This is a genomic window from Tannerella forsythia, assembly GCF_001006485.1.
Taxonomy (GTDB): domain Bacteria; phylum Bacteroidota; class Bacteroidia; order Bacteroidales; family Tannerellaceae; genus Tannerella; species Tannerella forsythia.
In genome coordinates this window covers 37,124-51,679 of sequence record NZ_JUET01000058.1, presented here as the reverse complement: position 1 = coordinate 51,679, position 14,556 = coordinate 37,124, and the positions used below count along the sequence as shown (strand labels likewise).

Genomic DNA, 14,556 nt, shown 5'->3' with positions numbered 1-14,556 from the left:
TTGTGAATGTGAATAGGAGCGTTTTGAAAATTCAGACACGAAGACGCCCACCCCCAAAAAAACAAGAGCCTGCTCGGCTATGGCGTCCGGCAGGCTCTTTCGGAAATAACCTATGTACAACCTTATTGCACAAAGATTTTTTTGCGCACATCGCCCAATACGACAATGTAGACGCCCTTAGGCAGCGTGATAATACGCTCGCCGACTACATCCTCTTTGCGGTAGAGCGTACCTGAAATCGTATAAATGGCCAATGGCCGCAATTGATCGGTACGGATGCGTAAGCTGTTGTCAAAACTCCAGATATCAACATTTTCAACGATATCTTCGCTTGCATTCGTTTTACGAACCGTCACTTTGCAGGAGTCCCTGAAGCCGCCGTCGACCGTCCGGACATACACCCAGGTCTCACCCGAAGCCACTCCGGTCACGTGGCATGAATCGACCGTCACAACAGCTGGGTTTCCACTCGTCCATACCACTTTCTTATTCGTGGCATTGACCGGCTTAATCGTTGCTTGAAGCGTCGTTTTCTTTCCGACGGAAAGTTCAATGGAGGTACTGTCTATATCTATTCCCTTCACCGGTATCGTTTCCAGCACACTCACATAACAAGTGTCTTTAAAACTTCCATCCAACGATTCGGCAATAATCAGGGCGATCCCACGTTTCTTAGCCGATACGACAGCCGTTGTATCCGTTTCGGATGTCACCGTGGCATAAGTGGTATTCGTCGATGACCATTTTACTTTCTTTTTGAAAGCATCGTGAGGTGTAATCTTAGCCGTCAGCGTATCACGTTCTCCGATGGCCATGTAAAGCGTATCCTTATCGAGTGATAACCCCGTTACCGCTACGGGGGGGAGCACCTTAAAGACGCACGTGGCAAACTTTCCGTTCTTTGCCATCGCCGTCACCTTCGAGATACCGGGTGCTACGGATTCAATGCGTGCGACTTTCGTATCGTCGACCATGGGGGTAGCCGTTACCGACCCGCCTTCTACCGACCAAGCCAGATCGGTGTTATCTGCATTCGCCGGCTTTACCATGGCACGCAACAACATTTTATGACGCATATGCATCACGACCGTGTCTTTTTTAACCTCCGGAAAAGAAACTTCCGTCACCGGATTGGTAATATGCACCAGACACGTGTCGGTTTTCAAGTTGCCTTCATGTCCGGCAATAACGACAATCTTCACTTTTCCTGTCTGTCCCTTTGCTGTGATCACGCCCAAGGTATCGAAGGTATTGACGGTCACAAGCCCCGAAAGACTGAAAAACCGCACTTTCTTATTCGCCCCCGACGGATTGACCTTTGCATAAAGCGTGTCTTTACTGCCGACCGTCATATAGAGTTCTTCAATATCAGCGCCTTTTTTATCCTTCAGTTCCACACTCGTCACCGGCTGGTAAACAATGACGACACAAGAATCTTTCACCTTACTTTGCGAGGTCACCACAATTTCCGTCTCTCCCGGATTTATTCCGGTAATCTTACCATACGTGCTGTCGGATACGGCATATTTTACCGTTGCTATCAGCGGATTTTTCGATTTCCACGCCACAGTGTCCGTTTTGGGCGTGACATTCACTTTGACCGAGTCAGACTGCCCCACATCGATGCGGATCGTGTCTTTAGTCAGAACACATCCGGGTTGGGGAGACTGCCCCCATACTTCACTTGGAAGCAGAGCCATCACCCAGATAAGGGTGGCTCCAAAATAAAGCGTACATCTTTTCATGTCTTTTATTATTTAATTTGATTCGTAATAAAGTAACAAACAAAGCGAATAAAAGGTTGCGTTTTTTCTTACCGCACCATTATTTTTTTAGCGGTATGATTCAGAACGACGATATAAAGGCCACGCGGCAAAGCAATGACATGGTCGCCGACAAGCCTTTCTTCGTGCCGGTACAGCGCCCCCAAAATCGTGTAAATGCGCAACGAAACAGGTTTACCGGAACGGATATGCACATACCCTTCGGAGGCATATATACTCTGATCATTCACTTCAACAGTAGCGTCATCGCCGGGTTTACGGGTGATGACGACACAGGTATCACGACAGTCACTGCTGTCTTTGGCCTCCACGATGACATACGCCGTGTCGGGAGTCAGAGCCGCTGCGATCAGCGCCACCGTATCCGTCTCGGACGATGCAGTAAGCTCGGCCTTTCCTTTGACCGTCCAGTTCAGTGAACGGTTCGTGGCTTGGCTCGGATACACCATTGCCCGAAGTGTATCTTTGCTCCCGATATCCACACGCAGGGTGTCTTTGTTCAGACGGATACTGTCAAGCGGGACATGCGTAATAACCACACACGTATCGCGACATTTACTCCCGTCCTTTGCTTCGGCAATGATGAGGGTTGTGTCTGTCACGACAGCGGCGGTTACCAACGCTTCGGTACGATTCGTCGCCGACGGGGTAACCGTAGCTTTCCCCATATTCATCCAATTCAGCGTTGGGTCGGTAGCATTCTGCGGAGTTATACCGGCTTGAAGCATTTGAGTCCGGCCGGCCTTCAGACGAACGGTGTCTTTATTCAAACGCACCTCTTTCACGAGAATCCTGGGAGAAACATAGACCCAGCACGTATCCTTAGCCGCACCGACCTGAACGATCACCTTCGTCTTACCTACTTTTCTGCCTTTGACCAGATACACCTTTCCATAACGACCTGAATTAGCAGGAGGAGCAATAGAAGCAATGACAGGTATGGCAGCAGGTGCCTCCCAAAGAATCGGGGCGTCAGGAACGGCTGTTGCTCTCAGAGAATCTTCCTGTCCCACCACCAGACGCAATGTGTCCTGATGAAAATAGACTGTCTGTTGCACCGGCTTCGCTTGTCCGGCAGCCTCAAAAGAAAGCCCTGCATCCGCAAATACGGCTGCCAGAAAATAAAGAATCATTCTTTTCATAGTTATTTTGAAATGCATGTATAATTACGGCAATGAAATAGAACTGCAAAAGTCAGAACTTTACCCTTACTATCCAAATAATATCTTACATTTGCACCGTTTTTAACACTCATTTTCATGAATTTCACACATAAACATCCTATGACACCGGTTCCCGACGCAGTCATTGTGGCAGCCGGAGATTTTCCTTCCCATCCGGCTGCGTATGGGGCGATAGAACGGTTTCGCGACCGCATCATCTGCTGTGACGGAGCTGCCGATGCTCTCCTTCGCGCCGGCTTTATGCCGCTGGCCGTGGCAGGCGATGGCGACTCCATCTCCGAGACGGCGCGCGACAAGGTGGCAGACAGGCTACATCTCGAATCGGAACAGGAAACGAATGACCTGACGAAAGCGGTACGTTATGCCCTCAAGCAGGGACATCGCCGACTGCTTATTGTCGGCGCCACGGGGAAACGTGAAGACCACACGCTCGGCAACATCAGCCTGCTGGCCGATTATATGGACAAGGCAACCGTCGAGATGCGCACAGATTACGGCATCTTCACACCTGCCACGGGACATACCTCTTTTGCTTCGTATACCGGACAACAGATTTCCGTTTTTTGTGTAGACAGCGAACCGTTAACCCTCCGCAACGTACGCTGGCCCCTAACCCGACAACGCATCACCCGTTGGTGGCAAGGCACACTGAACGAGGCGCTGAGCGATCAGTTCGAAGTGGAAACGGAAGGTAAAGTCATTGTGTTCCGTGCCTATTGATTCTATCGGTGCGAAACATCATTCAAGAAGTTTTTCCCTTGAAACCCCCTGCGTAAAGAATTACTTTTTGATGCGGGGCATGCGCGGCAATAACTCGACAGGGCGAGTTGGAGTAAGACGGAGAAACACAACGATGGAAAAAAGCAGCATGGCCGAAAATGCGATACTCGAAGAGAGCGCCGCTCCGGTTACCCCGTAAGCAGGAATCAGGAAGCCACCCGCTATAAGCAGTATAAGCAATCCGATACACGAACATATGGCGCTGACACGCACGCGCCCTGTCCCAATGAAGTAATGACTCAGGATACGATTACTGCCGAAGGCAACAATCCCGACAGCCAAGGCCACAATCACCTTTCGGATTCCCGTAAATTCGGGCGTAAACAGATAATCCGTATAGACCCACTCCGGCAGACAGAGGACAAGTGCCATAGCAACGATCAGCGTACAGTAAGTTAACTTAAACAGTCTCAACGTCAGGCTGCGCTGCCGTTCGGCCTCCGATGTCCGGGCGATCTGACTGTAAGCGATAAAGCTCACCCCGTGACTGATATGCCAGATACTTTCGGATATTTTCGTACCCGAATCCAATAACCCGACTTGTCCGTATCCGCCAAACCGTTGCAGCAGAAAGTAATTCAGGCGCGTAGTCAGTCCTTCGGCCAAATTGTCGGCACTGCTCCAGAGGCCATACACAAACATCGCTTTCACACCTTTTATCCACGATCCGGAAACCCGAGCTTCGTGCGGCACGCGAAAGAACGGCTTTATCATCAATCCCAGACTAACCATCCACGCGATGAGATTCGTCAGAAAAAGACCCCACAGATACCCTGACACATCGCGCTTGTTCAGTCCGAAGTAGAAGCCGACGAGGATAAAAAACAATAATCCGCCCTGAATGATAAAAACCGCATTAAACGCCTTGATCAGGTCTTTACCCAGCAGGAAACGAGCATTCGCCGCTACGAGCGAAAGCAGGACGGACAGCCCGTAAACAATAAACCCATAACCTTCGGGGAGCATCCCCAGCAGGGACATGCAGACACAAGCTATCGCCGACCCGACAAAAGCCCATACATACGTCGGCCAGAAAACGGTACGGAAAGGCTGCCGATGCATAAAATAGACGATCGTATTGCCACAGAGGACACTGTTAAAGATAACCGCCAGATTGACCGAAGCATATATCACCCCGACGACCCCCATCCCGTCCCTACCCAGCACCCGGCTGTGAATCAGGATAAGCAACAGGTTGAGCAACGCGATCGCATAGCGCGTTCCGACGGTCGCAAGGATTTTTTTTAACACGGGAAGGAGGTGATATTTAGCTGATCCAACAAACGGACATAAAGAGTGATCGCTTCACGTATTTCCGGCAGTTCGATGTACTCGTCGGCGCTGTGAGAACGCGCCGAATCACCCGGCCCGATCTTTACCGTAGGAAACGGCATCAAGGCCTGATCACTCATTGTGGGAGACCCGAACGGTTCTTTCCCCAGCATCACGGCACGTTGCACAAACGGATGCCCGGCATCAAGGCGCGACGAGTTGAGGCGCAGGCTGCGGGGCGTCACATCGCAAGAGACATGCGCCCGTATTTCGTTCAGCGCTTCCCGGTTGGAATAAAATTCATTGGTACGCACATCGACGGTAAACCGGCATCGGTCCGGCACTACATTGTGTTGTGTACCGGCTTCGATCATCGTCACACTCATCTTTACGCTCCCCAACAGGTCGCTGCGGCAAGGGAAAGTATACGAATGAAACCACGCGATGTCTTTCATAGCTTCGGAGATCGCGTTAACACCTTCGTTTCGGGCAGCATGACCGGCTCTTCCATGGCTGACACAGTCGAGCACAAGCAGTCCTTTTTCGGCAATCGCCGGATGCATCGCGGTTGGTTCGCCCACGACACCGAACGCGATCGGAGGCAACTCGGGCAGGACACTTTCAACCCCTCCCTGCCCGGACACCTCTTCTTCGGCCGACGCCAGAAAAATCAGATTATAGGGTTGGTCCTTCACCGATAACTCATTGAATGCCGCATAAAGAGCGACAACACCCGCACCGGCATCGTTGCTGCCCAAACCATAGAGGCGTTCGGTTTCGTCGTCTTCACAAGGAGCGAACGGGTCTTTCGTCCAGCCCTGTACGGGTCTGACCGTATCGATATGCGAATTGAGCAGTACGGTAGGCTTGGAGAGATCAATGCTTCCGGAGGTCATCCAGAGGTTATTCCCCTTGCGATGCACGACGCGCCCCGCAGTCTTCCATTCGGACTGTAAGAAATCGGCGACCTCCTTTTCTTCACGACTAAAGGAGGGGCGTCTGATCATCCCTTTCAGCAAATCTATGGCCTGATAATATATTTCCATTTCAATACGCGATTCGTTATGTCATGGTTCATAATGCAGCAGACGATCTACCTCTTCACGGTCGATCTCAAGCTGTTCTTTCAAGGCTTCCAAGTCTTTGAATCTCCTGTTCCGACGTATGAAATGAATAAACTCCACCTCGATTGCTTCGCCATAGACCGTATCGGAGAAATGCAACAGATGGACTTCGACCGTCAGCGACTGACCATCGACCGTCGGGCGGTTGCCGACGGAGAGCATCCCCTTGTAGCGAGTACCGCGCAGGTGTACCCACACGGCATAGACTCCGTTACCCGGCCAGACCTTGAACGGTTCGTCGACCTCGATGTTGGCCGTCGGGAAACCCATCATACGACCAATCTGACGCCCGCCGACGATATGTCCTTTCAGAAGATACGGATACGTCAACATCTGCGCGGCTTCTTCTACGCGGCACTCGGCAAGAAACTGCCTGATCCGCGATGAACTGACGGCGTCTTCACCTTCCGACGGGAGATATGGAGTGGCCTTCCGCACTTCCATGCCGCATGCTTCGCCGTATGCGGCGTATGCTTCAAAACCTTCTTCGCGATTGTGCCCGAAACGATGGTCGTACCCCACTAACAGTGTACGGACACCCCATTGTTGCCATAAAACCTGTTCGATAAACTCACGCGCCGAGAGAGTGGCCAATTCGCGTGTGAAGTCAAGTACTGCGCAGCAGTCGGCCTCCGTCGTTGCCAGACGTTTCAATTTTTCATCGAACGAATTCAACAGCTTCGGCTGATAATCGGCCTGCAACACGATACGGGGATGCACCGGAAATGTAAAAACGGCAGCCGTCTGCCCGTGTTCATCGGCCAGACGGCGCAGTTCATGAATCAGGAAACGATGTCCTTGATGAACACCATCGAAAAATCCGACCGTTGCCGCCCACGCGTTGCCTCGCCTCTCTTCTGCATTGCGTATGATGATCATGGCACAAACATAGATAAAAAAGCCGAGAATAGTATACACGATTCGAAAAAATGTTTAGTTGTTGAATTGTTTACTGACCGCTGTAAAAGCCCTGAAAGGGCGCATTAATTCAGCCCAATGCGAAGCGTTGGGGAAAAAAGCATCGCATTTCAGCGGAGGGCTGAAAGCCTGACGTAATTCAGTTGTTAATTGTCAATGGTCAATGGTTATGCCGGGTACACGGTATCCGAGCGCAGAGGAACATCCCCCCTCCCCCCCTTCAAGGGGGGGGGAAGAGCGCAGCGGATTCCCTCCTTCTCTATGTATGTGCAGAACATGCAGGTGTTCTTTGATGAATCAATCCGTCTTCTCCATGGCATCCTTTATATTCGAACTGAAGGGTTACATGACCAATTCCGAATTCTTCGGACAGCATCGCTTCGAGATGTCTTCTGATTTGCTGTACATCGGATAGCATACGATCTTCGCAAAGATTTATGTGTGCCTCCAGATGGATATGCTCATCATCCATCCGCCAGATATGGAGATGGTGCATGTTTTCCACTTCGGGAAATTCTTCAACCTTCCGTTTCAGCATATTGACATCTATTCCGTCGGGAGTAGCCTGCATCAGAATATTGACTGTCTGCCGCACAATCGACCATGTATGACGAATAATGTATACGCCTACTAATACGGTGATGAGCGGGTCGAGCCAATACAGCTCCCATATCCAGATGGCCACTCCTCCGACAATGACGGCCACGGACGACAGCGTATCACCCAGCAGATGCAAGTATGCGGCACGTACGTTCAGATTGTGTGATTTGTCTTTATGCAGTACAACAACCGAGATCAGGTTTGCCAGCAGACCGAAAACAGCGACGAAGAGCATCACTTTCCCTTGAATCGGCTCCGGTGTCACAAATCGCTGATAAGCTTCGAAGAACAAATAGATACAAATGGCGATCAACACGACGGCATTGAAAAGCGCCGCGAGAATTTCAACACGTTTATAACCGAATGTCTTCCGTTCGTCAGGTTGTTTTTCAGCATGCTTACCGGCCAGAAAAGCGATAAAGATGGCTGACGAATCACCCAAATTGTGTACAGCATCGGAAATCAACGAAAGACTGTTAGAAAGAATTCCTCCGACCACCTGCACAATCGTGATCGAAAAATTCAGCAGTGTCACCCACAACAGCTTACGCCCTCTTACAGGGTGTGCATGATGATGGTGATGGTCATCATGTGCGTGATGCCCGTGCATCTTGTTTTTTATTTCATGTTCGTGTGTCATTTTCTCCAAATCAGTTCATGATTATTCGTTATCCCCTCCTCCTGTTCATACATATAATATATTGCTCACAATCGGCAGCTCTGGTGCATCTTTAATTTACTGTCCGGGCAAAGTCTTACAAACTGAAAAAATAGCACATGTTCACGTAATCGGAACGATGTTCGGGCTGCACTTTCTCCGCATCGTTACCGACGGGGATGTTTTCGCTCCATTCGTATAAATACTTTGCAGAGAAGATCAGTTCCGTGCTAGCCTTACCCGATTCTTTGCCACTCCGCAGGCTCTTTCGCCATCCGTTGTTCGCCGTAAGCGTAAAACGTTGTGAGACGACCGGAGCTCTGTTTCTAAGAAGTGCAACCTCCGCCGATGTATTCAATTCAAAAGGTGTCTGTGGAGGAAGGATCAGTTTCCCGTCACTGAAAGGCGACGGTACGTCCGGTAATCCTGTCGGGCTACCCACTTTGACCCACGAGAGTGCCTGATACGTAATACGCATTCCTTGATACAAGTCTTTTACGAGATGTTCAAGATAAACAAGATACCACCCTTCGGACTCGGGAGTAAACGAAGCCGTGTAACAGTTCTCTTCCCGAACTTTCGACAACGTCCTTCGCGCTCCGTCGGGAGTAAGAAGCATCAACTCGCAATCGGCAATATCCGAAAACCATTTTTGCGCAGGCGTAATCATATCGATCGAAAACTCGCCGAAAAAGATTTTAACCTGCTGTTCCTGACCGATATGCCCCTGATAGGACGATTCGATCCACATCGTATGCGCCTTCGACACATGCGTAATGATCAGCATCAAAAAGCAGACGCAGCATCTGATTGTTATTTTCTGCAGATTCATCTTTGAAATAAATAAATAATTTGTTCGTACAAAGGAAGCCCTTTTCCGGCATTTAAAAAATCCCTATTTGTAGGGATTTTTCCGAATAACCGCTCTACGAAACTGAATTTCCGGACGAGAATCAGAAAATAGAAAGTTTGGTTTTGGTCGTAAACTCTTCCAAAAACAATATACCTCTCTGGGAATTCCCTTTAGGGTTCAGTCGCGGACTCCACACGGCGATACAGTATCTTTGCGGATGTACGGCGACAATGCCACCGCCCACACCGCTCTTGCCGGGAAGTCCGACCTTAAACGCAAACTGTCCGGCCTCATCATAAAACCCGCAAGTCTGCATCAATGCATTCGTGCGTTTGGTCCGACTGGGAGAAAGGATGGGCTTGCCCGAATAAGGCACAACACCGTTATTGGCAAGAAAAAGAAATGACTCGGACAGCTCTCTGCATGTCATTTCAATGGAACATATTTTAAAGTACAGGTCCATGACTTTCTCAATGTCGTTTTTGATATTTCCGAACGATTTCATCAAGTTGACTAATGCGTAATTACGATATGCCATCGATCGCTCCGAATACGCAACCTTGAGATTGAAATCTATCTTGTCATTCCCCGACAGGCTTCGTACAAACTTCAGCACCTCGACCGAAGGATTTTCAAACCGACTCACAAGAATATCGCATACAACTATCGCACCGGCATTTACAAAAGGATTACGCGGTATTCCTCTGTCGTATTCCAATTGTACGAGCGAATTAAAAGGCGTTCCCGCAGGTTCCAAATCCATCCGTTTCCAAATGTTGCTTTTCAGATGTGAATAAGCAAGCACAAATGACAACACCTTGGCGATGCTCTGTACGGAAAAACGCGTCTCGGAGTCGCCGAAAGCATAATGCACACCATCGACCGTAGTCAGATGGACACCGAAAGAATCGGGATTGACACGAGCCAGCTCCGGAATATAATCCGCCACCTTTCCTTCATCGGGGGCTTTCTTCAGTTTCTCGAAAATATCTTCGAATATTTTTTCGTAGTTCATTTTGCCAAACATCGCTATAATTCGGATACAAAACTATAAAAAAGAGAGCTTCGGCCGATCCTGCAAACAAAATAATTCCTGTCTCATCCTTCCCTTTGCCGCTCTACCATACGGGCAAATTCGCCGCCACGAGCCATCAGTTCGGCGGGAGTGCCCTGTTCGGCAACCGTACCGTCTTTGAGCACCACTATCTTGTGGGCATTGGCGACGGTTCGCATACGGTGGGCGATGATAAGCACGGTCTTGTTGCGTATCAACTCCGAGATGCCTGCCTGTATCTTGGTCTCGTTCTCCACGTCGAGGCTGGCAGTAGCTTCGTCGAGCAGCACGATGGGAGCGTCTTTGAGCAGGGCTCGGGCGATGGAGATGCGTTGACGTTCGCCTCCCGAAAGTGCGGCGCCGTTCTCGCCGATGAGAGTGTCGTAGCCCTCGGGCATACGGCTGACGAACTCATCGCAACGAGCGAGCTCTGCCACTCGGCGTATCTCCTCGTCGGTGGCGTCGGGCTTGCCGATACGGATATTGTCGGCGACGCTCGAGTTGAACAGCAGCACGTCTTGGAATACCACCGCATAGTTTTTGAGCAATGCCTCGGGGTCTATCTTCGAGATGTCTTGCCCTCCGAGGGTGATTGTGCCCTTATCGATATCCCAGAAACGTGCGGCGAGCTTGGCGGATGTGCTCTTGCCACCGCCCGAGGGACCTACCAACGCCGTCACCTCGCCCTGCCGAGCGGTAAACGACACGTTGCGGAGCACCTGTTTGCCTGTCTCGTAAGAGAAGTCGACACCGTCGAACGCTATATCGTAGTTATCGACCGAATAATCGGTTGTTCCCTGCTGTACGGGCATCGACTCCATCTCTTTTATTCGGTTGATATGCACGTCGAGAATAGTCAGTACCGCAATGTGATTGAATACCTCACCAATGGGGTTGTAGATGCTTGCCGATATCATCAGGAAGATGAGGTAGGTAAATATATCGACCGTACCGACCGACAAGAGGTAAGCCCCGACGATGATGACCGTCGCCATACCAAGTTTGAGTATCGCATTGGCAGAATTAATCAGGACACCTCCGACAAATTCGCCTTTGGTAAGACTCTTTTCGTAACGACGGAGACTATGGTCTAAGTCTTCGAGATATTTTGCCTCTCCGTTGTAGGCTTTGATTTCCTGCACGCATTCGAGCCCCGACTGAATCTGTTCGGCGACGTCGAGCTTGTCGTGATGAAATTCGGCATTGAGCCTGTCCATCCTCTTCTTCGAAAGCAACACAACGGCAAGAGCCACCGGTACCACCCAGAACAGTGCCAACGCCAATTGCCACTGGTAGAAGAAGAGACCAATGCCGATAAGCGACGTCGTGATGATGGAGGCGAAAAGCTGCGGCATAGCGTGCGAAAAGAGTTGCTCCATCATACTATTATCATTCATAATATTGGATGTAAGGTCGGAGAGATTCCTCTCACCGAAGAACGCCAGCGGCAGCTTACGCAGCTTTTCGGCGAGCGAGATACGTCGGTTGCCGCTCTCGGTATAGATATTGGAAAAGGTGCTCTTGTATTGCAACAATGACACGACGTAAGCAACCGCAAAGAATGCTACGGCTATAACCGTATAGTACCAGATACCGTGCATCACGGTATTCTGCGGGTCGATGACGGGCTGCAGATAGTCCGTCAGAAACATAAACAGAAATATCACCGGTAACATCAGGGCGATATTGAGCAGGGCAGAAAAAACTATACCTCCTGCAAGCGAGCGTGCACCTTTTTCCGAAAGTGCGAAACGGTTCTCAAAGTAGTGTATCATTATAAAATGAAGAATGAAAAGTTAAAAGTTAAGTGTTTTTTTGTACTTTTGGCTATTACTAAACACATAAGTTTGTCATAAATTATTATGAGTGAAAATATTGTTTATGAAAAATCATATTCATTGGCATTGCGTATCATTAAGCTATACTTGTTTCTCTCGAAAGAAAAGCGAGAATTTGTGCTGTCGAAGCAGATATTGCGAAGCGGTACTGCTATTGGTGCATTAATTAGCGAGGCTAAATTTGCACAGAGCAAAGCCGATTTTATAAATAAAATGCACGTCGCTCTAAAAGAAGCCAACGAAACATTGTATTGGTTATCGTTGCTCAAAGATAGCAACCATATTACTATGGAAATATATAATTCTATCTTTCCCGAAGCTAACGCAATCGTATATCTGCTTATTGCCATACTTAAGAACGCTAAAGGATTGAAGGATAATAAAGAATGAACATTTTATACATACCCGGAATGCGTATAACTTGCATCACGAATCTTCATTCTTAATCCTTCATATTTCATTTAATTCATACCGTCCACGCTACCGATTTTTGATATTCGTCCCACATCGTTTTATAGATGCCGCCGCGGGCAAGCAGTTCGTCGTGCGTACCCTGCTCGGCTATCTTGCCGTGTTCGATGACGAGTATACGGTCTACCGTCTGTACGCTCGAGAGCCGGTGGGCTATCATCAGCGATGTCTTGCCCTTCATCAGTTCGTGGAGAGCCTGCTGTATGAGATGTTCGTTCTCGGGGTCGGCAAAGGCTGTCGCCTCGTCAAGCACCACAATCGGAGCATCCTTGAGGATGGCACGTGCCAGTGCAATACGTTGCTGTTCGCCACCGGAGAGGTAGGTACCTTCGGTTCCGATTTTGGTCTCCAACCCGTCGGGCAGACGGTCGATAATCTCACGGCTCTGCGAGAGCTCTACGGCACGGTCGACAGCTTCTGCCGAGGCATCGGGGCAACCGTAGGTGATATTCTCCCGCAGTGTGGTCTTGAACAGTTTCGTATTCTGAAACACGAACGAGATACGACTCATCAGCTCCTCTTTGTCAATCTGCCGAACGTCTACACCTCCGATACGGACGCTGCCTTCGGTAACGTCCCAGAAACGCGGTATCAGGCGGGCGATGGTGGTCTTGCCTCCGCCCGAAGCTCCGACGAGTGCATACGTCTTACCCTCGGGGATAGAGAACGTTATGCCGTCGACGGCGTTCTGCACTGCCCCGTCGTAACGGAACACGACACCGTCGAAGTCGATACCGTATCCTTGCGGCAGCTGTGGCTGTGCCGACGGCTCGAGCTGCGGATAATCGGTCAGCTTCTCGACACGCGTAATAGCCTCGTTTGCCAAGAACATATTCTGATTGAGGAACATAATCTTCATAATATTCGAAGATATCAGAGGCGTTATCAGAATGTAGAAAAACATATCGGTGATGACGGCGGCGTAGTTGCCCGTCCTGCCGATAATCAGTATGGCGGCAGGTACGAGGAAGTAAGTAAACCCATTGATGATAATCGTGTAGAACGAATAGGGTTTCTGCCAGCTGAGCGTGTATTTGGTTACCAAATCGCGGTAGGTGATGATACTGTCGTAAAAGCGTTTGAACGAGAATACAGTCTGCTGGAACACCTTTACGACGGGTATTCCCCGCACGTATTCCACCGCCTCGCTGCTCATACGCTCTTGTGCGTCGAGGTACTTTTTCTGGAAGTTGTTCATACGCGGATTCATCAGATAGCCCATCGTAGCGAAGGCTGCCACGAGCGGTATGAGGCAGGCTACGCCCAGTCGCCAGTCGAAAACGAAGAGCAACACCACAACGGTAAGCGGCGACAGTATACTGCCTACCAGGTCGGGCATAATGTGAGCAATGAACGAGTGCGTACTCGACGAGTCTTCGTCGATGATTTTACGCATCCGCCCGCCGTCGTTGACTCCGAAGAAGCCGAGCGGCATATCCATTATCTTACGCATCGCCGAGCGACGCATATTGGTCTCGACACGGAACGCCGCCAAGTGCGACATCATCAGTGCAGCAAAATAAATCAGCAAGCCGGCTACGGCTGTGCCCACCGCCCACCAGGCATACGTGCCGATAGGCGTAGAGGCGACCGTGCCGCCGACACCGAGCAATGTGCGGACAATGAGCCACACAAATACGAAGGGCACGAGCGACATCAGTCCGCTAAGCCCCGAAGCAATGAGCGCCAACGGGAACAATATCCGTCGCTCGCCCATATAGATCTGAAATTTTTTTAATGTGTTCATATTATTTATTGTTTAAATTTATCAATATAAAGATTATCGTCCTGCCAACGGGTAGGATTCGTAATGATGTATTTCGCAATATTTCCATACGATTCGGCATTGCGGATGATATGTTCGTAATATCCAACCAACATTTTTCCACCATTCGTCCCACAGCGTTCAATATCATTTCGCCGTCGACGATTTTGCCGAATAAACACGCCTTGTTCCGACAACAAACGGTAACAAAATACAATCCGTTGCACGAATAATCGTATCCGCACAACCGTATCG

The 14,556-nt window shown here is 49.7% G+C and carries 13 protein-coding genes; 2 read left to right on the top strand and 11 right to left on the bottom strand.

Going from position 1 to position 14,556, the window contains the following annotated elements:
• Window positions 1-122 precede the first annotated feature (122 nt).
• A complete protein-coding gene (locus Tanf_RS13760) occupies window positions 123-1,745 on the bottom strand; it encodes an Ig-like domain-containing protein (RefSeq protein WP_014224982.1) in 1,623 nt (540 codons plus the stop codon).
• 68 nt (window positions 1,746-1,813) lie between these two features.
• Window positions 1,814-2,926: an Ig-like domain-containing protein gene (locus Tanf_RS03300; protein WP_140230687.1), complete on the bottom strand. Its 1,113-nt coding sequence runs from the start codon at window positions 2,924-2,926 to the stop codon at window positions 1,814-1,816.
• A 117-nt stretch (window positions 2,927-3,043) separates the two neighbouring features.
• Here Tanf_RS03300 and Tanf_RS03295 point away from each other — a divergent pair, with 117 nt between their 5' ends.
• On the top strand, window positions 3,044-3,688 hold the full coding sequence (locus Tanf_RS03295; RefSeq protein WP_046472584.1) for a thiamine diphosphokinase: 645 nt from the start codon (window positions 3,044-3,046) through the stop codon (window positions 3,686-3,688).
• 60 nt (window positions 3,689-3,748) lie between these two features.
• Here Tanf_RS03295 and Tanf_RS03290 read toward each other — a convergent pair whose 3' ends face one another.
• The 7 genes from Tanf_RS03290 to Tanf_RS03260 all read right to left on the bottom strand — a co-directional run bounded on the left by Tanf_RS03290 (window position 3,749) and on the right by Tanf_RS03260 (window position 12,002).
• On the bottom strand, window positions 3,749-4,999 hold the full coding sequence (locus Tanf_RS03290; protein ID WP_046824910.1) for a lipopolysaccharide biosynthesis protein: 1,251 nt from the start codon (window positions 4,997-4,999) through the stop codon (window positions 3,749-3,751).
• Window positions 4,993-6,066 (bottom strand): M20 family metallo-hydrolase, encoded by a 1,074-nt coding sequence (locus tag Tanf_RS03285; protein ID WP_046824909.1) that lies wholly within the window; start codon window positions 6,064-6,066, stop codon window positions 4,993-4,995. The genes Tanf_RS03290 and Tanf_RS03285 overlap by 7 nt, the downstream gene beginning before the upstream one ends.
• 21 nt (window positions 6,067-6,087) lie before the next feature.
• Entirely contained in the window at window positions 6,088-7,023 is a 936-nt protein-coding gene (gene ribF, locus Tanf_RS03280) for a riboflavin biosynthesis protein RibF (RefSeq protein ID WP_046824908.1), read from the bottom strand.
• A 298-nt stretch (window positions 7,024-7,321) separates the two neighbouring features.
• Window positions 7,322-8,302, bottom strand: a complete 981-nt coding sequence (locus Tanf_RS03275) for a cation diffusion facilitator family transporter (RefSeq protein ID WP_197556426.1) — start codon at window positions 8,300-8,302, stop codon at window positions 7,322-7,324.
• A 115-nt stretch (window positions 8,303-8,417) separates the two neighbouring features.
• Complete coding sequence (locus tag Tanf_RS13755) at window positions 8,418-9,152, bottom strand: hypothetical protein (RefSeq protein WP_052448988.1); 735 nt, start codon at window positions 9,150-9,152, stop codon at window positions 8,418-8,420.
• A 121-nt stretch (window positions 9,153-9,273) separates the two neighbouring features.
• Window positions 9,274-10,188 (bottom strand): glutaminase, encoded by a 915-nt coding sequence (locus Tanf_RS03265; protein WP_046825085.1) that lies wholly within the window; start codon window positions 10,186-10,188, stop codon window positions 9,274-9,276.
• Between the two features lie 83 nt (window positions 10,189-10,271).
• Window positions 10,272-12,002: an ABC transporter ATP-binding protein gene (locus Tanf_RS03260; RefSeq protein WP_046824907.1), complete on the bottom strand. Its 1,731-nt coding sequence runs from the start codon at window positions 12,000-12,002 to the stop codon at window positions 10,272-10,274.
• An 87-nt stretch (window positions 12,003-12,089) separates the two neighbouring features.
• Here Tanf_RS03260 and Tanf_RS03255 point away from each other — a divergent pair, with 87 nt between their 5' ends.
• The gene (locus tag Tanf_RS03255) at window positions 12,090-12,455 is read left to right on the top strand and encodes a four helix bundle protein (protein ID WP_014224971.1); all 366 of its coding nucleotides are present in this window, start codon (window positions 12,090-12,092) and stop codon (window positions 12,453-12,455) included.
• Between the two features lie 76 nt (window positions 12,456-12,531).
• Here the strand turns inward: Tanf_RS03255 and Tanf_RS03250 are convergent, their stop codons facing one another.
• Together Tanf_RS03250 and Tanf_RS15755 are read right to left on the bottom strand one after the other, a co-directional pair.
• The gene (locus Tanf_RS03250; protein ID WP_046824906.1) at window positions 12,532-14,283 is read right to left on the bottom strand and encodes an ABC transporter ATP-binding protein; all 1,752 of its coding nucleotides are present in this window, start codon (window positions 14,281-14,283) and stop codon (window positions 12,532-12,534) included.
• Between the two features lie 5 nt (window positions 14,284-14,288).
• Entirely contained in the window at window positions 14,289-14,417 is a 129-nt protein-coding gene (locus Tanf_RS15755) for a hypothetical protein (RefSeq protein ID WP_262509269.1), read from the bottom strand.
• Window positions 14,418-14,556: the final 139 nt, after the last annotated feature.

What these genes read in the sequence shown, in the direction of transcription:
- Tanf_RS13760 (WP_014224982.1), bottom strand. Translation starts at nt 1,745, where the DNA reads ATGAAAAGATGTACGCTTTATTTTGGAGCCACCCTTATCTGGGTGATG.
- Tanf_RS03300 (WP_140230687.1), bottom strand. Translation starts at nt 2,926, where the DNA reads ATGAAAAGAATGATTCTTTATTTTCTGGCAGCCGTATTTGCGGATGCA.
- Tanf_RS03295 (WP_046472584.1), top strand. Translation starts at nt 3,044, where the DNA reads ATGAATTTCACACATAAACATCCTATGACACCGGTTCCCGACGCAGTC.
- Tanf_RS03285 (WP_046824909.1), bottom strand. Translation starts at nt 6,066, where the DNA reads ATGGAAATATATTATCAGGCCATAGATTTGCTGAAAGGGATGATCAGA.
- ribF (WP_046824908.1), bottom strand. Translation starts at nt 7,023, where the DNA reads ATGATCATCATACGCAATGCAGAAGAGAGGCGAGGCAACGCGTGGGCG.
- Tanf_RS03275 (WP_197556426.1), bottom strand. Translation starts at nt 8,302, where the DNA reads ATGACACACGAACATGAAATAAAAAACAAGATGCACGGGCATCACGCA.
- Tanf_RS13755 (WP_052448988.1), bottom strand. Translation starts at nt 9,152, where the DNA reads ATGAATCTGCAGAAAATAACAATCAGATGCTGCGTCTGCTTTTTGATG.
- Tanf_RS03265 (WP_046825085.1), bottom strand. Translation starts at nt 10,188, where the DNA reads ATGAACTACGAAAAAATATTCGAAGATATTTTCGAGAAACTGAAGAAA.
- Tanf_RS03260 (WP_046824907.1), bottom strand. Translation starts at nt 12,002, where the DNA reads ATGATACACTACTTTGAGAACCGTTTCGCACTTTCGGAAAAAGGTGCA.
- Tanf_RS03255 (WP_014224971.1), top strand. Translation starts at nt 12,090, where the DNA reads ATGAGTGAAAATATTGTTTATGAAAAATCATATTCATTGGCATTGCGT.
- Tanf_RS03250 (WP_046824906.1), bottom strand. Translation starts at nt 14,283, where the DNA reads ATGAACACATTAAAAAAATTTCAGATCTATATGGGCGAGCGACGGATA.
- Tanf_RS15755 (WP_262509269.1), bottom strand. Translation starts at nt 14,417, where the DNA reads ATGTTGGTTGGATATTACGAACATATCATCCGCAATGCCGAATCGTAT.